Consider the following 20,013-nt stretch of genomic DNA (forward strand, 5'->3'; position numbering starts at 1 on the left):
CAGCACTTCGCCCGGCCGGAACTGGCATGTGCGGATCTACGTGACCTGGCAGCAGCGGTTCATGAACCGGCGCAGCAGGGGGAGACGCCCAAGGGCGTGGAACGGGACCTGGCGCAGTTCTGGCCGGTGTGAGGTCTGGGCCCCCCGGCGACGCCGATCTGGGTCAGCGCATTCGTCCTGCGCACCGTCCCCAACCGGCCCGTGACCGCACAATGGGAAGCCCACGGCCTGACCACCACGACCGACTCCGCACGAACTACCCCCAGCGGCTGGTCACGAGCGCAGCGGAACAACGTTGCGCCGTCGAGCAGGTGCTCCGTGCCGGCGACGACCCACCGGACTGGAGGCAGAACGCCGCTATCACACCCGGCTGTACCAGTCCCGGCCCCCTCCGTACGACTGACGCCCAGGAGCAGGAGCAGCTGACCGTAGGGCTCCACTCCTGCGAAGGATGGGCCCGCCGACTGGCCGGCAGACGCGCGGAGTCGGGCGGTTCGGTCTCTTCGGAGGCCGTATCGCCCGTATCGCCCGTACCCTTCGTGGTGACCACGGCGTCACATAGCGGGCGCCAAACCACTGGAGGCAATACCTCGTGCTGATTGCTCAGCGTCCGTCCCTGACCGAAGAGGTCGTCGACGAGTTCCGCTCCCGGTTCGTCATCGAGCCGCTGGAGCCGGGCTTCGGTTACACCCTCGGCAACTCCCTGCGCCGGACCCTTCTCTCCTCGATCCCGGGTGCGGCGGTCACGTCCATCCGTATCGACGGTGTCCTGCACGAGTTCACCACCGTGCCGGGCGTCAAGGAAGACGTCACCGACCTCATCCTGAACATCAAGCAGCTGGTCGTCTCCTCGGAGCAGGACGAGCCGGTCGTGATGTACCTGCGCAAGCAGGGCCCGGGTCTGGTCACCGCCGCTGACATCGCGCCCCCGGCCGGTGTCGAGGTGCACAACCCCGACCTCGTCCTCGCCACGCTCAACGGCAAGGGCAAGCTGGAGATGGAGCTGACCGTCGAGCGCGGTCGCGGCTACGTCTCCGCCGTTCAGAACAAGCAGGTCGGTCAGGAGATCGGGCGCATCCCGGTCGACTCGATCTACTCGCCGGTCCTGAAGGTCACGTACAAGGTCGAGGCGACCCGTGTCGAGCAGCGCACCGACTTCGACAAGCTGATCGTCGACGTCGAGACGAAGCAGGCCATGCGTCCGCGTGACGCCATGGCGTCGGCCGGTAAGACCCTGGTCGAGCTGTTCGGTCTCGCCCGCGAGCTGAATATCGACGCCGAGGGCATCGACATGGGCCCGTCCCCCACGGACGCCGCCCTGGCCGCCGATCTGGTACTGCCGATCGAGGAGCTCGACCTCACCGTCCGGTCGTACAACTGCCTAAAGCGCGAGGGAGTCCACTCCGTGGGTGAGCTCGTCGCCCGCTCCGAGGCGGACCTGCTGGACATCCGTAACTTCGGTGCGAAGTCGATCGACGAGGTCAAGGCGAAGCTGGCCGGCATGGGTCTGGGCCTCAAGGACAGCCCGCCCGGATTCGACCCGACCGCTGCCGCCGACGCCTATGGGGCGGAGGACGACGGGGACGCCGGGTTCGTGGAGACCGAGCAGTACTGAACGCTGCGCTGGGCGGGTCGCGAGGGAGCCGGGAGGGCTCAGGAGCCGGGTGAGCGGTGCGGCGGTGGCCGCTGGCCCGGCACGTTGTGACATCGCGCGCTGCGCGATCCCTTGGCCACCCGGGCATTTCACTGTGGACCTCGCCGGCTCGCGCCGCTCGACGCGGCCGTGGGTCCGTTGACTCTGTGACAACGGGGACCGGCGGGGCTGTCCACGGCAGCGAGCCGGAGGGGGCTGGAACCTCAGCCCCCTCCGGATGCCGCAGCGGCACGACCCCCGCACTCCGGCCGCTGCGATCGATGGAGACGGCCCACGTGCTTGACCGTGCCCCCTTGCCAACTGCGCTGCGGACGCAGGTGCCCAGCCGGCCGGACTGTCGGGCCGGCCACGGTCAGCGTTTGATGCCTACGCCCGCCAGCAGGCTGATCTGGGCGTCCGTGGGCTCCGTCCCGTCGGCGGGAACGGCGGGCCGCCAGCGGTGGCAGCAGACGATGCCGGGTTCGATCAGATCGAGTCCGTCGAAGAAACGGCGGACGTCGTTGTGCGAACGGAACTGCACCGGAGACCCCGACTTGGTGTAGACTTCCGCGACCTTGTTCCAGGTGTCGGGGTCGAAGTCGGGCGTGCAGTGGTTCATGGCGAGGGCGCTGCCCGCCGGGAGCGGTTCGAGCAGCCGGCGGACGATGGCGTACGGATCGTGCGGGTCGGTGATGAAGTGCATGAGCGCGTTGAGGGAGAGGGCGATGGGCTGGTCGAAGTCCAGGACCTCCGAGGCTTCCACGGCGCTCATCAGCGCATCGGGGTCGGTGGCGTCGGCCTCGATGTAGGCCGTGCGTCCCTGCGTCGTGCTGCGCATGAGGCGTTCGGCGTACTTGAGGACGAGGGGGTCGTTGTCGGCGTACACGACGCGGGCATCGAGCGCGACGGACTGGGCGACCTGGTGCAGGTTGGGCTCGGTCGGGACGCCCGTGCCGATGTCCAGCCACTGGCGGATGCCGTGCTCCTGTGCCAGCACACGGGTGGCCCGGTGCATGAACGCCCGGTTCTCGCGGGCGGTCACGTAGATGCCGGGGTGGGCCTGGGCGGCGACCAGGGCCGCCTCCTTGTCGATCTCGAAGTGGTCCTTGCCGCCGAGGAAGTAGTCATACATCCGGGCCGAGTGCGCCTTGCTCGTGTCGAGATCCCGGCCGGCCTGCCTGGTGGTCATGTTCTCCCCTTCAGGTGTGTGTCTGTCGGCCCGCAGGCCAAGGACGGGACCGGTGTCGTCGTCCCTCCTCCTGCCCGCCGCCGGTTCACCCGGCGGCCAAGTGATCGGCCAGGCCCTCTTTGACCCCGCGGACGAACGCGGCGATCTCCTCCGGCGTGTAGATCAGTGCCGGCCCGGCCGGGTCGGTCGACTGCCGTACGGCCACGCGGCCGTCGGCGAGCTGCTTCGCCTCGACGCACTGACCGCCGTTCGGCCCGCTCCACGGGCGCTCCCAGCCGTGCTCCCCGAGATCGCGGGCCGGCATCCCGTTGTACACGCCCTCGTCGGTGATCGTCATGAGTACTCCTTGCGCATGCGGTTCAAGAGCGCCCTGCTGTCCTCCGACGACGTCAGCAGCGCCATTCGGGAATGCGCCTCGAGATGCGCGACGACGTCCTCACGCTGGTCCAGATAGACGGAGGCGGACAGGAGTTCGCTGTAGACGATGTCCGGCAGTTCGGGTTCCTCGAACCGGAAATAGGTGAAGGGGGCGCACGCCCCGACATGGGCACCAGCGGCGAACGGGACGATGTCGATGCTGATGTGCGCGAGCTCGCACACGTCCAGGAGCCGCTCGATCTGCTCCCGCATCACCTCAGCGCTGCCCACCGCCCGGTGCAGAACGGCTTCCTCCATGACCACCCACAAAGTGGGGGCATCCTCCCCTTCGAGCAGGCTCTGTCGGCGCAGCCGCAGCTCCACGCGGCGCGCGAGCTCCTCCTCGCTGCCGTTCGGCAACCCGCCGCGCAGCACGGCACGGGCGTAGTCGGGAGTCTGCAGAAGGCCGGTGACGTACTGGGGTTCATAGGTGCGCAGGGTCTTGGCGTCGGTCTCCAGGCTGACGTAGGCGGTGAACCAGCTGGGGACGGCGTCACGGTAGGAGTGCCACCAGCCGGGCTCGTTGGCCTGCTCGGCCAGGTCGACGAACTCGTCGATCTCCTGGCGGTCCGCGCCGAAGGTCTCCAGGAGCTTCTCCACGTAGAGAGGCTTCAGCGCGACCTCGGCCTTTTCCAGCCGGCGGATCGTCAGGGTCTTCACGCGCAGTGCCTTTGCCGCGTCCTCCAGCGAGGCACCGGCGCCGAGCCGCATGTCCTGCAGCCGACGGCCGAGGATCATGCGCAGGACTGTCGGTGCGCTGCTGCTGGAACGGGCCTCACTCACGCCCAACCTCCTGATGGTTCATCAACATCACCATTCTGACAGTGACTTGATGGCGACGCCAGGGTGATATCCGCGCTCCTGAAATTATCAGAGAGCCGGTTGCAGCGTGATAGCGATCACGCGCATAGTTGGCATGTGAGCGGTCAAGTCACAGCTCTGACGCAGCATCCGGCCCGAACGGGACACGTGATGCTGATGCCGTCGTGGGCACCCCACCGCAGGGCGCCAGCCTCGGCACACGCCTCTCACCCCTCGAGCTGCAGCCCGCATCCCCACACCGCGCCTGCCCCCCCGGAAGGCACTGGAAGGCGACATCCGTGACTCTGCCCACGCCCTCAGCCCCGGCCTTGACCCCGGCCTTAGTCGAAGCGTGGCCAGGCCCGGCCGGCTGCGCACCAGACCAGTTCCCCCGGCCAACGGCAGAGACCGCGGTCGGCACCGCACGGCCCCGCTACGTCCCCTTCACGCGGCGAGGAACCCGTTCTCCTCGATCCACCTACAGAAGGCGCCCATGATCCCCCACAGCGAAACCGCTCCTCCCGTCGTGCTGTACGTATGCGCCGATCGAGCCCGGGGCGCGCCCGGGTCAGCCACGCAGTGTGCGCAGACAGAAGGCCACGCGTTCGCCCAGGAGCGCGGACTGGCGATCGCCGAGGTCGTCACCGACACGTACGGTGAGCCCGACCCGGCCCGGCGCAGGGGGTGGCGGCGTGTGAGACAGCTGGCACAGACAGGCCACGTCACCGCGGTTCTCGTCCGCTGGCCCAGCGCCATCGCCCCGGAGTCCGCGCACGAACTCCGGCACCGCGAGACCGCCTGGCTCCACGACCAAGGCGTGCGCGTCCAGTACACCTGGGCGCCCCTGTCTTCGAGGAGCGACGAGGCCCGGTGATCCCGCTCGGCGATGTCCTCGTGAAGAAGTGCCGGGACCGCCTGAAGGGCGACGGGGTAGACCTGAGCGCCTACAACACCACCGAGAACGCCGCGGACTTCGCCGACCTGCGTACGGCACTGGGCTCCCGGTGGAACGTCTACGGGTACGAGTTGCTCTGGGAGTGATGGGAGTGAGCGGGCTCCCGGCGATTCGCCTTAACCGCCGGCTCCCACTCGCTCCCACTTTCCGGGTGGCCCCGTATTCGATTTCACGGGCATTGGGCCGGCCACGAATCTCCGTACCAGCCACTGTCCGTCGGTGATCGATGGTCCCGGGCAGCAGCGAAGGGTCGGTGGCCGCGCCGCGCAGCCGGTTCAGGATGGCCGTGGCCGCCTTGTCGTAGCTGGTGAACTCGTCGTGCAGCACGGACTCGGCGTTGGCCATCTCCAGGTACGCGACCAGTTCGAAGGCGAACTGGGGACACCGATGTCCTCCGCGATCTCCTCCGTCTGCTGCGCCTCGACGATCGTTTCTTCCAGATAGACCTTGACGGGGGAACCTCACCTCAGTGCGGTCGGGATTTCCGGAGTCCGGCAGCCGGCCTACCCCAACGGTCAAGAAGGCATCAGCTGTGCGCTAGAAAGGCGTCAGGATGTCGGCAGGAACACGGGGACAATGTATGACCGAGCGCGGGCAGGCCATACCGGAGGAGTACCTGGACGGTTTCGGCGCCATGCTTGCCGACGCCGGTGCGACCGGGCGCCGACTGAATCGCGACGAACTCGCCTCGCGGCGTGATCTGGGGGAGCGGGCAGCGGAGGCCGGCCTGGGGCCGCGTGCCCTGGTCGGCGCGCATCTGGTCTTCGCCCGTACACACGTGGGTGGCGGTGTCACGTTGGACAGCGTGCTCGGCGCGCTGGAACAGGCCGTCGACGCCTTCGCCGAAGGCTACGAGCGCGCCCAGCGCCTGGCCGTGCGCCAGGAGGAGGCGGCTCGGCGGGAGTTCATCGACGACCTGCTGTACGGGCGCAGTGATCTGGGGTTGCTCGCCCAGCGAGCGGAACGCTTCGGGCTGCGGCTCTCGTACGCGCACGCCGTGGCGGTGGCGCAGGGCGAGGTCGCGTACGACGCGGGTGATGCCGTGCCGCGGGATGTGGAGCGGGCGCTGATCTCCCGGTTCGGTGACCGGAGCATCCTTCTGACCACCAAGGACGGCCGGTTGGTCTGCATCGCGCCGGGCGACCAGGACGAGGTGCTGGCGTTCTTCGCGAAGCAGGCGTACGCGGCCACGGACGGCGGTCGTGTCGCCATCGGCCGCGCTCAGCCGGGTCCCCGCGGCGTAGTCCAGTCGTACGAGGAGGCACTGGGCGTCCTGGAGCTGGCCGAGCGGCTGGAGTTCGACGTCCCCGTCCTGCGCTCGGCCGACCTCCTCGTCTATCCGGTCCTCACCCGCGACCGGCAGGCCATGGCAGACCTGGTCACGACGACACTCGGTCCGCTCCGCGAGGCGCGTGGGGGGCGCCGGACCGCTCATCGAGACCCTTGCCGTCTACTTCGACTCGGGCTGTGTCGCTGCCGAGGCGGCCCGCCGCTTGTCGCTCAGCGTGCGCGCCATGACGTACCGCCTCGAACGCATCCACAAACTCACCGGGGCCGACCGCCGACCCCGCCGACCCCGTGCACCGATACACGCTGCAGACCGCGGTCATCGGCGCCCGGCTCCTCGACTGGCCAGCTCAGCCGCTGTGACGTGCTTCGGCGTCATGGTGCGGGCAAGGTGCCTGAGGCGCCGAGGAGTTCGTGCAGCAGGTGGGAGGCGGTGATCACGCCGAGCAGGTGCGTGCCGTCCTTCGCCTTCTCGGCCACGGCGACCAAGGGGCTTCGGACCCGGGCCATGAGGGCGGCGACTTCCAGCGCGGTGTCGTCCGGAGCGGCGACCGGCGGCGGTGTGACGTCGCGCGAGAGACAGTCGGCGACGGTGCGGCCGCGCAGTGCCTGGCAGAGCCGGTCTGCGTGCTTCTCGTCCACGACGGCGGCGAGGGACGGGTCCTCGATGACGTACGGGGGAACCAGCACCTTGATCAATTGAGAGGCGGGCAGGATCGCCCGGGGCGCGCCGTGCTCGTCGAGGACGAGGAGCCCGGGGAGTTTATGCTCGGCCATGAGACGGGCTGCTTCCGTGGCGTCGCTGTCGACGCTCACCGATTCGTAGGCGACCGCGAGGTCTCGTGCGCGCACAACCTGCTCCTCTGTTGCGTGGTGTCTACCAGGGTCGTACCGCGAAGGTGTCGCGGCCAGAGCCTTGATGGGAAACATACGCGGACGGGTGCGCGGGGCGTGCAGGTCAGCGTTCGGGTCGCTGCGGTTCAGTGCCGGGCGGGTGCGGCCCCGGGTGGTTCTTGGGCGGCTCAGAGCCGGATTCAGGTTCAGGTTCGGGGGTTCGGGTTCGGGTTCGGATTCACGCGAGTGCGAAGTAGCGCAGCCACACGTACACCGCCGAGATGGCCACAGTGACGGCGGTGACGATCAGGCCGTACTTGGTGAACTGCCAGAAGGAGATGGGCTGCCGGTTGCGTTCGGCGATGCCGAGGACGACGACGTTGGCGCTGGCGCCGATCGCGGTGGCGTTGCCACCCAGGTCCGCGCCGATGGCCAGGGCCCACCACATGATGTGGTCGCCGGTGCCCCCCATGTCGTGGACGAGGTCGGCGGTGATCGGGGCCATGGTGGCGACGTAGGGGATGTTGTCGACGATGCCGGAGAGGACGGCGGAGGCGCCCAGCAGGACCATGGAGCCGCCGAGTTCGTTGCCGCCGATGACGTCGGCCAGCGCCTTGGAGATCTCTCCGATGACGCCGGTCTCGATCAGTCCGCCGATCATGATGAACAGGCCCGCGAAAAAGGCGAGCGTGGGCCACTCGACCTCGGCGAGCACCTCTCCGGTCTCCACCGTGGAGATGGCGACGAGCAGTCCGGCGCCGAGCAGGGCGACGATGCTGGGTTCGTAGTGCAGCACGGGATGCAGGACGAATCCGGCGACGACCAGCGCGAGGACGATCAGTCCCTGGACGAGAAGGCGCGGGTTCTTGATGGCTTCGCGTTCCTCCAGGTCCATGATTTCCGCGGCGCGTTCCTCGTCGTAGACGAAGGATTTGCGGAACATCACCCGGCACAGCAGGACAAGGACCACCGTCAGTACGGCGGAGAGCGGGGCGAGATGTACCAGGAAGTCGTTGAAGGTCAGGCCGGCGCGGCTGGCGATGATGATGTTCGGCGGGTCACCGACCAGGGTCGCGGTGCCGCCGATGTTGGACGCGAAGACCTCGGCGATCAGGAAGGGGGCGGCGGGCAGCGCCAGCCGCTCGCACACCAGAAGGGTGACCGGGGCGATCAGCAGGACCGTGGTGACGTTGTCGAGCAGGGCCGAGGCCAGCGCGGTGATGACGACCAGCATCACCATGACCCGGAAGGGTTTCGCCCGGGCCTTCTTCACGGCCCAGATGGCCACGTACTCGAACATGCCGGTCTTCTTGAGCACGCCGACGATCATCATCATGCCCATGAGCAGGAAGATGACGTTCCAGTCGATGCCGGATCCGGTTGAGTAGAACGCCGACTTGTCGTCGGTCGCGCCGATCGCCAGCATGAGCGCCGCGCCGCCGAGCGCGGCGGCGACCCGGTGGATCTTCTCGCTGATGATCAGCGCGTATGCGCCGACGAAGACGACGATCGCTGCCCAGCTGTGCCAGTCGTTCACGGTCCTCCGATGCGTCGTTCCATCAGATGGGCGGCCGTGACGGCGCCCACCACAACTGTGCGGTCACTGTCGCTTTCGACGACGGCGACCAGCGGGCTGTGCGTAGGGGACGGCTGCCTTCCCCGGGCCAGCGGCACGGCGGGGCCCAGGGACCGCGATGAGCGCGTAGGCCCGCTCGCCCTGCGGGATCCCGGACTGCGGGGAGGGCCACCGGGAGGGCGAGGCCTTCGTTGACGCCGCTCTCCACGTTCAGTAACTGCCGTAGTTTCGCCGGGACTTCCTTGCGGCCCGCGCGTGATCAGTGCCGTGCCGATACAGGCCGGCGGCGTGCCGAGGCCGGGTGTGCGGGTCGGGTTCTTCCGATTGGCGCGCAGCCTGGAGTATGGGACGTGCATGCCGTCGGTGATCAGTACGGCGAGCAGAGCCAGATCGGCGGTCACGGACATGACCTCGCTGTCCGGCGTGATGTGGACGAGACCGAGGAAGCCGTCGCTGACAAGTGCCCGCCGAGCAGGAACGGGAACGATGTCGACAGGACTGTGCGGGCGGTGAGACCTGACAGCAGGATCGCGACGAGTGGTGCGACTCCGAATACCGCGACCAAAGCCATGGTCGGTGCCCCCGATCAGCGAAGAGACCTGTTGCCTATCGCCGACCAGACTTCCCGGCACACCGGGAGAAACCCTACAGGTTCTTAACGCGGCGCTGACAGCCTCCAGGCGTGCAGTGCGGGGGGGATTGTGGTTGCCGGGCCGGCAGCGGTGGCGCACCTGCGTGACGGAGGTGCGCCCTGGCCGTGGCGCTCGGCCGGGGTGGCGCACGGTCGCGGTCGCTGGGTACGTCGGGCACCGGCATCAAGGAGTCATCAAGACTGCCGGATTACGGCAATGCGCCCGGCGTCAGGGACGCGTCAAGACGGGTGTGGCAGGAACGGTGGCCGTCCCGGCTCCGCGCCGTAGGGTTGCCGGTATGGATCCAGTGGGGCTTTGCCGGGCTGTCGACGAGGAGTTCGCCGTTACTGGAGTGGACACCCCTCCCTGGCCCGATCCGCATCCGGATGGCGAAGCGCGGGACGAGGAGTACTCGCGGTGTCCGGACCCGGCGAAGTACCTCGTTCTCGCTGCCCGGGCCAAGGCCTGGACACGGGCGTTGTCCCGGCTCGGGCTGGCCGAGGTGGAGACGGTTACGGACCCGGCGGCGATCTGGCGGCGGGCTCCGGGCGTGGGGGTGAGCGACGCTGTCCGGCTGCACCCGGTGCGCGCACACGCCGTACCTCTCGTCTTCGGGTTCTCGGCCATCGACAAGGTTCCCGGGACGGTTCTCGTGGTGGGGGCGGGGGAGCCCGCGGTGAGTCTCGACCAACTTCCGGACTGCGGTTGCGACGCCTGTGACAGCGGTTCCGCCGACCTGCTCGAGGCGGTGGACGAAGTAGTGGTCGCCGTGGTCACCGGCACGTTCGTGCACGTCGACGCGGGGCAGGGGCGGGAGATTGTGTGTACGGGGGACAGCTGGTCGGCGAGCAACTGGGATGAATCCGGTCCGCCGGTCGAGGAGGCGCTTGCCGCGGCGCGGGCCGGGCGGTCGCCGTTCCGCGTTGTGCGTGGGACGGCCTGGGAGTGAGCCCGAGTCACCCCTGGGCCTGTCCTTGCACGCGTGCTGCGTCCTGGGTGCGGAGCAAGGACTTGACCACCTTGCCGCCCGCGTTACGGGGAAGTTCGGTGACCAGCACGAGGTCCTTGGGCCGCTTGAAAGAGGCGAGCTTTCCTTCGAGGAACCCCGTCAACTCACGCAGCGACAGGTCGGCTCCCGGGGTGACGGTGACGTAGGCGACCGGCACCTGGCCCCAGCGCTCGTCGGCCCTGCCGATCACTGCGACCTCCCGTACGCAAGGGTGCGTGGCGACGGTGTTCTCCAGTTCGGCGCAGTAGATGTTCTCGCCGCCGCTGATGATCATGTCCTTCTTGCGGTCGACGACCCAGACGAAGCCTTCGTCGTCCTGCTTGACCAGGTCGCCGGAGTGGAACCATCCGCCTTCGAAGGCCTCCGCGGTCTCCTGCGGCTTCTCCCAGTACCCCTTCGTCAGCGTGGGCCCGCGGTAGACGATCTCACCGACCTCGCCCACGGCGACGTCGTTCATGTCCGCGTCGACGACGCGGTACTGGATGCTCGGGATCGGCCGGCCGACCGAGCCGAGCTTGCGCAGGGAGTCCTCCCCACGGAGCACGCAGGTGATGGGCGAGGTCTCGGTCTGGCCGAACACTGCCACGTTGAGCGCGTCGGGGAACTTCTCGCCCATGGCGCGCAGGGTCGCGTCGCTCGCGGGGGCGGCCCCCCAGCTGATGATCCGCAGCTTCAGGTCACGCTTGTCGATGTCGGGCTGGGCGCAGAGCAGGTCCCACTGCTGCGGAACGTTGAACACGACGGTGGCGCCGTCGCGTTCATACGCGTCGAGTACCGCCTGTGGGTCGAAGGCGCCCAGAGGATGGATCACGACCATGCTGCCGACCAGGAAGTTCGCCACCATCGAACCCAGACCCGCGATGTGGAAGAAGGGCGCCGTCAGGAAGCCGACATCGGAGTCGTCGAAGATCTCCATCGCGCGGATGCACGTGATCGCCTGTACCTGCATGTTGCGGTGGGACAGCATCACCCCCTTCGGCCGGCCGGTGGTGCCCGAGGTGTACATGATCAGCGCGGTCGACTCCTCACTGATGTCGGGCAGTTCCATCGGCTCGTACGCCGACAGGAAGTCCTCGTACGCGATGCACGCGATGCCGTCTTCGGCCTCGGCCTCGCTCGATTCGCCGATGACCACGACGGTGCCGATCGACGCGCTGCTCGGTACGGACCGGAGCAGCGGCAGGAGCCGTGCGTCGACGACGATCGCCGACGGAGTGCAGTCGGTCAGGATGTGGTCGAGTTCCAGCGGCGCCAGCCGGAAGTTGAGCGGCACGGCCATGGCCCCCAGGCTGTTCGCCGCGAACACGCTTTCCACGAACCATGGATGGTTCAGCGTGAGCAGGGCCACGCGGTCACCCGCGGTGATGCCTCGGTCGGCGAGCGCGGCGGCCAGTTGCAGCGAGCGTCGCGACAACTGTGCCCAGGTCGTGGTCACCCCGAGATGGCGCAGCGCGGGCTTGTCGGGTCGCGTCATCGCGTGGGTGGCGGCCTGGGACATCCAGTGGTGCCGGAAGGACCAGGCGGGCGCCGTGTCGGCCGACATGAGCGACTCCTCAGGGGCGTAAGGGGGCGTATCGATCGGTGGTCGCTGCGGCATTGTGCCGTTCAATGCCGCGGTTCGAGAAGCGTCGTGACGCACTTTGTTAATAGAGAATCACGTGGGTGGCGTCTGGGACCCGCTGGTCGCGCGGTCCGCACGCGGGTGGCCCGGGGGCCTGCTCGACGTGTGGTTGACTGGGCGGTATGGCCTCGTCTCCGAATGCGTGTGTGCGTTCATGACCGCCGAGCCGACCGCGGCCACTCGCCCCCGCAACCGCAGGCAGCTCATCGTCGAGGCGGCCGGCCGGCTCTTCAGCGAGCGCGGCTACCACGCGGCGTCCATGGAGGAGATCGCCGCCGGTGTGGGCATCACCGCCACGGCCGTGTACCGGCACTTCCCGAACAAGTACGCCCTGTTCGCCGAGTGCGCGCACGTCATGGTGGACCGACTCGTCGGCGCGCTCGACGAGTTGCCGCCCGAGGCGGCCCCGGCAGAAGTACTCACCGCCCTCATCCGGGTCACCGTCGCGCATCGCGCGTCGGGCGGCGTGTACCGATGGGAGGCCAGGTACCTCGACCGTGACGATCGCAGGCTTCTCAGGGCGAAGTTCGGGCGCGTCGTCGGGCGGGTCACCGAGGCGGTGCGGCGCGAGGGTCCGCTGTCCGACGAGCAGCTGCGGGTTGTGGCGGCTCTCGGCGCGATCGGGTCCATCACCATGCATAGGACCTCCATTGCTCAACGTCGGCTCGAGGAACTGCTGTTGGCGTGCGCCCTGCGCGTGATCGCGACCGACCCCGTACCGGCCATGAGGAGCAAGCGCTCCGTCGAGCTGCCGGCCCTGCCGGTGCCCCGCTCACGGCGTGCGGAGATCCTCGCGGCCGCCGTCCCGCTGTTCGCCCGGGACGGGTTCGCCAACGTCACGAACGGCCAGATCGCCGAGGCGGTGGGGCTGGCCCCGTCCGCGCTCTACCGGCACTACCCGGGCAAGGTCGACATCCTGGCCGCGGCATGCCTGCAGGCGGCGGGGCTGCTGGCTCAGGCGGTGGACCGGAGTCTGCAGGAGGTGGCCGATCCGCATGACGCCGTCGTGGCGCTGGCGGCGACGTACGTGGCCTACAGCTTCGAGCACACCGCACTCACGAGCGTTGCCGAAGCCGAGTTCGTAGGCCTGCCGGCCGACCTGCAGCGCCCCTTGGTCCTCGCGCAGCGTGAGCACATCGCCGTCTGGGAGCAGCAGTTGCGACTGGCGCGTCCGGAGCTGGACCCGCGTCAGGCCCGGGTGCTGGTGCACGCCGGGTTCGGCGTGGTGGTCGAGGCCGGGCGGAGACTGCGATGGCAGGACAGCCCTGACCACCGGGCCGCCGTGACGAGCCTGGTCGTGGGCGCCCTGGGGCTCTGAGCAAGGCCTGGGCTTCTGAGCAGAGCCTGGGTCCTGAGCAGAGCCTGAGTCTGAGGGAGAGCGGCAGACGCCCGTCCTGCGGACAGGTGTGCCGTGGGACAGGCCTGCGCGTGGTCGGTCCGGGGTACTCAGGAGGCCGGCCTGTTCCCCGTCGGGATCACGATGGGGGTGGTCGTCCCCGAGGAGCCGTTGTTCAGGAACGCCATGGCCAAGGCGCGCACGAACTGGTCGAACACGTAGAAGGCGCCGGGCGCGACGGGTGACAGCCCCTCACGGAACAGGATGAAGGCCGGCCACCCGGTGCGGATCAGTGCCGCCGAGGCGTAGTCGCGCTTCAGCCCCAGCCAGTCGCCGATCTCGTTGCTGAGGACGTAGCGTACGAACTCGTTGAGGAATCCGCGCGTGACGCCCAGGTCGACCTGGGCGGTCAACCCGAGGAGATCCTCGGCCAGTTCGATGCCCTCGGTCGTCGGGGAGAGGATCGGTGTGAGCACCTGGCCCGACTGCGCTTCCGCGTCGGCCCACGACTTGGGGATGTACTCGTCCCGCACACCGAGCAGATGCAGGGCGACCTGCCAGCTGTGCAGGAAGGCATCCTGGTCCTCGGCCGAGAACGGGACCTTCCACTCGAGCAGCTTCCTGCGCACGAAGGTGCCCAGGCTGTGGAAGGTGACCAGGATGTCGGCGTTGCTGATCGGGATGCGCTCGTCCGTGACCGCCGTCCAATGGGGTGACTGCGGCAGCAGGTGGCGCACCGCGGCGTGCACCACACGTGTCTTGTTGGCGGTGACCACGAACTGGCCCGTCGGCTCGAAGCCCTTCAGCTGGGCCAGGTCGTAGCCGAACGTGAACGTCTTGGCCGCGCGGTCCTTCATGTTGGCGCCGCCGGCGGACCAGTAGACGCTCCTGGCCTCTCGTGGGATCACGGTGCTCATGATTCCGCTGCCGAGCCCGTAGAGCATGAAGAGGTAGGTGTCCTTGCGCCGGTTGAAGTCGGCGGCGCGGGCCAGCTTGCCGGAATCCGCCCAGGAGGGCAGCCTGTTGACCCTCTGCAGGTATGCGGTGAGGTCGGCCGGCAAGCCGCTGGGCAGCGGGTCGTTGTTGTTCACCCACGATGCCATCGCGGTGTTGACCGCCGGAACCTGGCCGTTGTCGAAGAGTGAGGCCACCAGCTGGTCCACCTCGTCGTCCCACACGTATTCCGGGTCGGTGCCCGTGCCGGTTCCGGCGACCGAGCCCGTCGGTGACCACGCCCACGCGTTGGTGGTGCTCGTCGCGCCCACGAGGCCCAGCGCGGCACCGAGGGACAGGACTCTTCTGCGGCTGAGATTGTGCATGGACGTGCTCGCCTTCCTGGTAGGACGTGCGGCTCATCTCGCCTTATGGTGCTCGGAGTTGGCGTTGCCAGCACGTTTCAACGCTTGTTCCAGGATGTGATTTCTGATTAACATAGCGAGGTGCGCTGCCGTCGACAAGGGCATCGACGTGACCGAGGAGCCGTCCGTCGGCTCAGGCCCACGGCCGCCGGATCCGCACGGGCGGGCCGGACGCAGGGCCCGGCCACGACACGGACGCGTCGGCCGCCGTCCTCTCACGGTGAGGCGGATCACTGCGGGCGCGGTGGTGGCCATGCGTCCAGCGTGCGGGCGCCCGCACGCTGAACTCCTCCGCAAGGCGGGGAGCGAGTTCTCCCCTTGTGGCCCTTTTCTGTTGCGCGGGTCTCCGCCGTATGGACGCGTGGTGTCGGCTCGCAGGTCTCTGCGTTAAGGTGGCCGACATGCAGACGCACTTGAACTTCCGTGAGGATGAGCCGCAGCACAGCGGCCCCCGCGGTGAGTGCGCGCCCCGCGGATACGGCTTTCTGCGCCGCCGCGGCCGGGTGGGTTCGCCCCCGGCGTCTTCCTGTCGCTGAATCCGCCGCAGGCCTCCGTATTCGGGCCTGAGCCTTCCCGTACCGGTTCCCGGAAACGTCGCGTCGCGCCGTCCGCCGCCGGCCCCTTCCTGAGCTTCGAAGGAGTTCGCCATGTCGCTCACCCACGACGTCGCCCCCACATCTGCCCTGCGCGACCACCGCATCCCCGCCGACGGCCTGCACGAGGGCACTCGCATCCTGAATCGCCTGCCGGACGGTGTGCGCGAGAGGCCGTACGAGCGGTTCGAACTCGTTCCGCAGGGCCGCGTTATCGGAGCGGAGATCCGCGGCCTCGACCTCTCGCGGCCCGTGTCCGTCGCGGTGCGGGAGGAACTGAACCGCGCGCTCCTCGAATGGAAGGTGCTCTTCTTCCGCGGCCAGCACCTGACCTCCGACGCGCAGCGCCAATTCGCCCGTAACTGGGGAGAGGTGGAGACCAATCCGCTGCTCGCTCCAGGTGACGGCGACGACGTGGTGCGCTTCGACAAGTCGGCCGGTGCCGTTCCCACGTACGAGAACGTCTGGCACACGGACGTCACCTTCCGTGAACGCCCGGCCCTGGGCGCCGTGTTGCAGCTGCGGGAGGTGCCCCCCGTGGGCGGCGACACGATGTGGGCGGACATGGCGGCCGCGTACGACAACCTGCCGGTCGAGGTGCGCGAGCGGATCGACGGCGCGAGTGCCGTCCACGACTTCCTGCCGGGCTTTGCACGCTTCTACTCGCCGGAGCAACTGGCCCCGTTCCAGGAGCAGTTCCCGCCCGTCCAGCATCCCGTGGTGCGTCGCCACCCGGAGACCGGACGCCGGATGCTGTTCGTCAACACCTCCTTCACCACCCGGATCATCGGCCTGGAGCGCCCGGAGAGCGACCGCCTGCTCCGGCTGCTCTTCCAGCAGGCCCACGTCCCGGAGTTCCAGGTGCGATTCCGCTGGCAGGCGGGCGACGTCGCCTTCTGGGACAACCGCGCGACCCAGCACTACGCCGTCAACGACTACGCGCCGCACCCCCGGGTCGCCGAACGCGTGGCGATCGCCGGGGACCGTCCGTTCGCCTGAGCCGGCGCGCGGCAGCGTGACCAGGGGTGTGCACCGGATGACCGTGGGCCCGTCTCCGGCGCCGTAAGCTGCCCGCCTTGCGCGGCTCAGGCCTGCTTGGACGACTGCGAGAACGCCACCACCGTGCCCACAGCGGCAGTTCGGGCCATCAGAAACGGATGTAGATGCCGGCGGCGATGACCTTGCCGCCGATCGAGATCACCTGGATCGTCCAGTACGTCCAGCGGATCACGAAGCCGGCCAGCGGGCCCAGACAGTGGCGCCCGAGGCGGTGCGGGGGCTCCTGCCGGGGCCTGTCACCTGGCGCCTACCGCTGTTTTCCGTTCGGATGTTCGCGGTCCGCGCCACGATGGTGCGCCGGTTCAGTGCCTCGGCTCGACCACCGTCTCGATGAGGTGGAAGGCTGCCGCGTCGGTGCGGGCCGCGTCATCCGTCACCAGGCGGTCCTGGCACAGGCCTCGTAGGCCGGAGACGAGGAGAGTCGCCCGTTCGCGGGCCACCTCTCTCGGGTGGCCGAGGCGGCCGACGGCGTCCGCGATCGGGCCGATCATGACCTCGACGGTCTCGCGGGCCAGGTCTCCGTACTCGTCCGGGTCGGTCGCTGCCAGACTCAGAAGCTGGAGCAGTATCCGGATGGGCCCGGCCTGCTCGCCCACCGTGATCGCCTTCCACAGTGCCCGGGCCGACCGGCGCAGGTCCGCAGCGTCCTCGACGGTGTCGAACATCGCGTGGGCATCGGGTCGGCTTGCCGCCAGGGCCCGGGCCAGCAGATTTCCCCGGCTGCCGAAGTAGTAGAGCAGCATGCGCTTCGTCGTGCCGATCTCCTCGGCGAGCGGGCTCAGCGACAGGTTCGCGAGGCCGTGGCGCTGCACGTACTCCACCACTTGACCAAGGAGTTCGGCACGCTTCTCGGTGTTCATCGGACGGGACACATTTTGAACGTACCGCACGGTACATGTATTGTCCAATCGTTATTTGTGTGCCGATCGGTACATCTATGGATGCGGGAACGGAGCACGACACGGTGGAGAACGGCACACGACCGCGCGGGGCGGTGGCGAAGGCCCTGGCCGAGGCGGCTTGGTTTCCCGCGGTCCTCTTTCTGGGGATGATCTTCTTCTTCGCGCCCGCCCTGCACGCGCCCGGGCCGCATCACGTGAAGGTGGCCGTGGCCACAGGCGCCGAGGCGGACCGGGTCGACGCGAAGCTGCGCGCGCAGACCGCCGGCGGATTCGACGTCACCCCCGTGGCGGGTCGAGAGCGGGCGCGGCAGGCCGTCCTGGACCGGGACGCCTTCGCGGGCTACGCCGTCGACGGGGGGCACCCGGTGCTCTACGTCGCGAAGGCCAACGGAGCGTCGCTGGAACAGACGTTGATCACGTCCTTCAGCAAGGTCGCCGGCACGGCAGACACGCTCACGGTCCGCGACGTCGTTCCGACCACGGCCAAGGACCCGATGGGCTCGACCGTGCTCTACTTCGGCATCGCATGGAACATCCCGGCCTACATCCTCGCCACGACGTTGCTGCGCGCGGTCACCCTCAACCGTCGCCGCAAGCTGCTGGCCCTGGCGCTCGTCGCCGCGGTGTTCAGCACCGTGGGCTACGCGGCGGGGACCGGCCTGGGCTACCTGAACCCCGAACCGTCCGTGATGGCCGTCGCCTTCCTGCTCACCACGGCGGTGGCCGCGACTGCCTCCGGACTCGCGCCCTTCACCGGCCGGTTCCTGCCCGCGGTCGGCATGACGCTCTTCATCGTCATGTCCATCCCCACGAGCGGAGGCGCGGTGCCCGCCCCACTGCTGCCGGAGTTCTATCAGGACGTGCACGCCGTCATGCCCTTGGCGAACGCCATCGACGCGCTGCGCGGCATCCTGTACTTCGGTGGCGCGGGCGTACTCAAGCCGGTCCTTGTGCTGTGCGGCTGGATCGCCGGGGGCGTAGCGCTCCTCGCACTGGACCATGGGCGCCACAAGCGTGCTGCGCTCGAGGAAGAGGTCGCCGAGCCGCCCGCGGACGACCCCGCTCTCGAGACGCCCGTACCCACCGCACTCCCGGTCCACCGGCACCACTTCGGCGAACCGGTGCCCGCGCTGGCCGGCATGGTCCGCGACGTCGACCAAGAACCGGTGCGCGGCGCGGTGGTGGTCGTTCTGGACGGTCGGGGGCGGCAATTGGTCAGCACTGTCACGGACGTGCAGGGACGCTACGCCGTCGCGGGTCTGCCCGAAGGGCACCTCGGCATCGTGGCGTCGGCGCCCGGGCGGCACCCTCTGGCCCTCCGCACGTTGTTGCGGGCGGGCGCGACGGTGGACGCGGACTTCACGCTGCGGGGACGCGGGGAACGTGCGGTCGACGCGGAATCCGGCAGACTCACCGCCTCCCGCTGACTGCGAAGACTCGGAGCCCCGTCCATGCCCACCTGGAAGGGTGGTGGGACGCGAAGGCGCGCACCGCCGGCAGCCGGCGAAGAGGGGATGGTGACTCAGAAGAGGGGATGGTGACTCACCTGACCTTGTTGCGCCCGGCCCGGTCCAGGTCACTGACAACTCCGAAGGGCCGGGCGGACCGATTCAGGTGCCTGCGTTTCTGCCGCCCCGCGCTAGCCCGTCCGATGGTGACACTGACGCGGGAACAGCGCACGGCGCGCCTCGCCCGCGAGGTCGTGCACCAGGGGGGCCAACTCCTTGAAATCCACCGCCTGGTAGTCGCCGCAGAGCGACAGCGCGGCCGTTGCCGGGCCGCCACTGCGCAAAGGGGCCGCGACGCAGCGGAAGCCCGTCAGCGTCTCTTCGTTGTCGATGGCCAGGCCGTCCCGCCTGCGAATCCTGGACAGTTCGTGGTGCAGGTCAGTGGCGGTGCGCAGGGTGCGTGGGGTGCTCATGGGCAGTTGTCCGCGATAGGCCGAGTCGACCAGGCCCGGGTCGAGCGTGGCGAGGATCGCCTTGCCCACAGCCGTTGTGTGTGCGGGCAGTCGTGCGCCGAGCCGGGTGGGCAGCTGGGCGGCGGACCGGCCGCCCGCCTTCTCCAGGAAGACCACCTCGCGTCCGTCGAGAACGGCGAGATGCCCTGCCAGGCCGGTGTGCCGGCACATCTCGTGCAGCAGAGGCGTGACGACGTCCCTGATCTCGTTGTGTCCCGCGGCGCGCCCGCCGAGCTCCAGCGGGCGCATGCCGAGCCGGTAGCCGCCCGTGGAGTGGGTGAGCCAGCGCAGCCGGATCATCTGGTCGAGGATGCGATGCAGGGTGGAGCGTGGCAGGCCGGTGCGTTCGGCGAGGTCGAGCAGGGAGAGGCTGGGCGTGTGGGGGTCGAACGCGTCGAGGATGAGCGTCATACGTTCGATCATGGAGCTCGGGGCGGGGACGTCGCTCGCGTGTCCGCCGACCTTTGCCGGTGCCGTCATGTCCGCCTCCACCGAGAGCGAGAGCGAGAGCGAGAGCGAGAGCCAGCGCGAGAGTGCGAGCCGGGGGCCGTGTCGTGATGGGTCCGGGCCGTGTACTGCGCAGGCGTCCGCGATCGAACCGACCTGGACGCCGACAGTGTGACGGTCCGCTGGCCTTAATGGGTGTCCCTTGCGAGGCCCCTGCCGTGCGCCTACAGAATCCTCACCCTTCGGGTGCGTCGCGGCTGGTGCGGGGAGCCCGCGGTGTCCGTCGGTGAGTCCCACTGAGCGGGAGTGGCAGGTCCGTTCACCGGGATGCGGCCATGCGACCCCTTCCGAGTCTCGGTACGTGCGCAGAGAGTGCGGCGGGTCAGCCAAATGTGACGGTCCGT

At 68.9% G+C, this 20,013-nt stretch carries 15 protein-coding genes and 2 pseudogenes; 8 read left to right on the top strand and 9 right to left on the bottom strand.

Annotated elements, in window-relative coordinates; all coding sequences use genetic code 11:
- Positions 1 to 592: 592 nt before the first annotated feature.
- Positions 593 to 1,615, top strand: coding sequence for a DNA-directed RNA polymerase subunit alpha (locus tag ACY0PA_RS36675; RefSeq protein ID WP_266556766.1), 1,023 nt, complete (start codon positions 593 to 595; stop codon positions 1,613 to 1,615).
- 391 nt (positions 1,616 to 2,006) lie between these two features.
- On the opposite strand, the gene ACY0PA_RS36680 is transcribed toward ACY0PA_RS36675, so the two are convergent.
- The 3 genes from ACY0PA_RS36680 to ACY0PA_RS36690 form a co-directional block, all read right to left on the bottom strand.
- Entirely contained in the window at positions 2,007 to 2,822 is an 816-nt protein-coding gene (locus ACY0PA_RS36680) for an SAM-dependent methyltransferase (protein WP_473081704.1), read from the bottom strand.
- An 85-nt stretch (positions 2,823 to 2,907) separates the two neighbouring features.
- Positions 2,908 to 3,159, bottom strand: a complete 252-nt coding sequence (locus ACY0PA_RS36685; protein ID WP_383095727.1) for a DUF397 domain-containing protein — start codon at positions 3,157 to 3,159, stop codon at positions 2,908 to 2,910.
- Positions 3,156 to 4,022: a helix-turn-helix domain-containing protein gene (locus tag ACY0PA_RS36690; RefSeq protein ID WP_473081705.1), complete on the bottom strand. Its 867-nt coding sequence runs from the start codon at positions 4,020 to 4,022 to the stop codon at positions 3,156 to 3,158. The genes ACY0PA_RS36685 and ACY0PA_RS36690 overlap by 4 nt, the downstream gene beginning before the upstream one ends.
- Positions 4,023 to 4,533: 511 nt before the next feature.
- Here ACY0PA_RS36690 and ACY0PA_RS36695 point away from each other — a divergent pair.
- From ACY0PA_RS36695 to ACY0PA_RS36705, 3 genes and pseudogenes are all read left to right on the top strand, one after another.
- Positions 4,534 to 4,914, top strand: a complete 381-nt coding sequence (locus tag ACY0PA_RS36695) for a hypothetical protein (RefSeq protein ID WP_473081706.1) — start codon at positions 4,534 to 4,536, stop codon at positions 4,912 to 4,914.
- Between the two features lie 20 nt (positions 4,915 to 4,934).
- Positions 4,935 to 5,063, top strand: a pseudogene (locus tag ACY0PA_RS36700) (alpha/beta hydrolase); the annotation flags it as partial.
- Between the two features lie 512 nt (positions 5,064 to 5,575).
- A pseudogene (locus tag ACY0PA_RS36705) lies at positions 5,576 to 6,645 on the top strand (PucR family transcriptional regulator).
- A 12-nt stretch (positions 6,646 to 6,657) separates the two neighbouring features.
- On the opposite strand, the gene ACY0PA_RS36710 reads toward ACY0PA_RS36705, so the two are convergent.
- Positions 6,658 to 7,134: a CBS domain-containing protein gene (locus ACY0PA_RS36710; RefSeq protein WP_473081707.1), complete on the bottom strand. Its 477-nt coding sequence runs from the start codon at positions 7,132 to 7,134 to the stop codon at positions 6,658 to 6,660.
- A gap of 220 nt (positions 7,135 to 7,354) precedes the next feature.
- Positions 7,355 to 8,653: an ArsB/NhaD family transporter gene (locus tag ACY0PA_RS36715; protein WP_473081708.1), complete on the bottom strand. Its 1,299-nt coding sequence runs from the start codon at positions 8,651 to 8,653 to the stop codon at positions 7,355 to 7,357.
- A gap of 969 nt (positions 8,654 to 9,622) precedes the next feature.
- Between ACY0PA_RS36715 and ACY0PA_RS36720 the strand changes: the two genes are divergently transcribed.
- The gene (locus ACY0PA_RS36720; RefSeq protein WP_473081709.1) at positions 9,623 to 10,273 is read left to right on the top strand and encodes a DUF6226 family protein; all 651 of its coding nucleotides are present in this window, start codon (positions 9,623 to 9,625) and stop codon (positions 10,271 to 10,273) included.
- A gap of 7 nt (positions 10,274 to 10,280) precedes the next feature.
- On the opposite strand, the gene ACY0PA_RS36725 is transcribed toward ACY0PA_RS36720, so the two are convergent.
- Positions 10,281 to 11,876, bottom strand: coding sequence for a long-chain-fatty-acid--CoA ligase (locus tag ACY0PA_RS36725; RefSeq protein ID WP_473081710.1), 1,596 nt, complete (start codon positions 11,874 to 11,876; stop codon positions 10,281 to 10,283).
- Positions 11,877 to 12,108: 232 nt separating this feature from the next.
- On the opposite strand from ACY0PA_RS36725, the gene ACY0PA_RS36730 reads away from it, so the two are divergent.
- Positions 12,109 to 13,272 (top strand): TetR/AcrR family transcriptional regulator, encoded by a 1,164-nt coding sequence (locus tag ACY0PA_RS36730; protein ID WP_473081711.1) that lies wholly within the window; start codon positions 12,109 to 12,111, stop codon positions 13,270 to 13,272.
- A 128-nt stretch (positions 13,273 to 13,400) separates the two neighbouring features.
- On the opposite strand, the gene ACY0PA_RS36735 is transcribed toward ACY0PA_RS36730, so the two are convergent.
- Positions 13,401 to 14,609 carry an oxygenase MpaB family protein gene (locus tag ACY0PA_RS36735; protein ID WP_473081712.1) on the bottom strand — a complete coding sequence of 403 codons (1,209 nt, stop codon included), beginning with the start codon at positions 14,607 to 14,609 and terminating at the stop codon, positions 13,401 to 13,403.
- A gap of 686 nt (positions 14,610 to 15,295) precedes the next feature.
- Here ACY0PA_RS36735 and ACY0PA_RS36740 point away from each other — a divergent pair.
- A complete protein-coding gene (locus ACY0PA_RS36740) occupies positions 15,296 to 16,240 on the top strand; it encodes a TauD/TfdA dioxygenase family protein (RefSeq protein WP_473081713.1) in 945 nt (314 codons plus the stop codon).
- 362 nt (positions 16,241 to 16,602) lie between these two features.
- Here the strand turns inward: ACY0PA_RS36740 and ACY0PA_RS36745 are convergent, their stop codons facing one another.
- On the bottom strand, positions 16,603 to 17,160 hold the full coding sequence (locus ACY0PA_RS36745) for a TetR/AcrR family transcriptional regulator (RefSeq protein WP_473081714.1): 558 nt from the start codon (positions 17,158 to 17,160) through the stop codon (positions 16,603 to 16,605).
- Positions 17,161 to 17,237: 77 nt separating this feature from the next.
- On the opposite strand from ACY0PA_RS36745, the gene ACY0PA_RS36750 reads away from it, so the two are divergent.
- Complete coding sequence (locus ACY0PA_RS36750) at positions 17,238 to 18,629, top strand: carboxypeptidase regulatory-like domain-containing protein (RefSeq protein WP_473081715.1); 1,392 nt, start codon at positions 17,238 to 17,240, stop codon at positions 18,627 to 18,629.
- A gap of 212 nt (positions 18,630 to 18,841) precedes the next feature.
- Here the strand turns inward: ACY0PA_RS36750 and ACY0PA_RS36755 are convergent, their stop codons facing one another.
- Positions 18,842 to 19,642 (bottom strand): IclR family transcriptional regulator, encoded by an 801-nt coding sequence (locus tag ACY0PA_RS36755; protein WP_473081716.1) that lies wholly within the window; start codon positions 19,640 to 19,642, stop codon positions 18,842 to 18,844.
- Between the last annotated feature and the right edge of the window lie 371 nt (positions 19,643 to 20,013).

This window comes from Streptomyces sp. DS1-CR2, from assembly GCF_055760475.1.

Bases quoted from the DNA above. Each gene is read 5' to 3' on its own strand.
- ACY0PA_RS36680 (WP_473081704.1), bottom strand. From the start codon at position 2,822: ATGACCACCAGGCAGGCCGGCCGGGATCTCGACACGAGCAAGGCGCAC.
- ACY0PA_RS36685 (WP_383095727.1), bottom strand. From the start codon at position 3,159: ATGACGATCACCGACGAGGGCGTGTACAACGGGATGCCGGCCCGCGAT.
- ACY0PA_RS36695 (WP_473081706.1), top strand. From the start codon at position 4,534: ATGATCCCCCACAGCGAAACCGCTCCTCCCGTCGTGCTGTACGTATGC.
- ACY0PA_RS36720 (WP_473081709.1), top strand. From the start codon at position 9,623: ATGGATCCAGTGGGGCTTTGCCGGGCTGTCGACGAGGAGTTCGCCGTT.
- ACY0PA_RS36725 (WP_473081710.1), bottom strand. From the start codon at position 11,876: ATGTCGGCCGACACGGCGCCCGCCTGGTCCTTCCGGCACCACTGGATG.
- ACY0PA_RS36730 (WP_473081711.1), top strand. From the start codon at position 12,109: ATGACCGCCGAGCCGACCGCGGCCACTCGCCCCCGCAACCGCAGGCAG.
- ACY0PA_RS36735 (WP_473081712.1), bottom strand. From the start codon at position 14,609: ATGCACAATCTCAGCCGCAGAAGAGTCCTGTCCCTCGGTGCCGCGCTG.
- ACY0PA_RS36740 (WP_473081713.1), top strand. From the start codon at position 15,296: ATGTCGCTCACCCACGACGTCGCCCCCACATCTGCCCTGCGCGACCAC.
- ACY0PA_RS36745 (WP_473081714.1), bottom strand. From the start codon at position 17,160: ATGAACACCGAGAAGCGTGCCGAACTCCTTGGTCAAGTGGTGGAGTAC.
- ACY0PA_RS36750 (WP_473081715.1), top strand. From the start codon at position 17,238: ATGGATGCGGGAACGGAGCACGACACGGTGGAGAACGGCACACGACCG.
- ACY0PA_RS36755 (WP_473081716.1), bottom strand. From the start codon at position 19,642: ATGACGGCACCGGCAAAGGTCGGCGGACACGCGAGCGACGTCCCCGCC.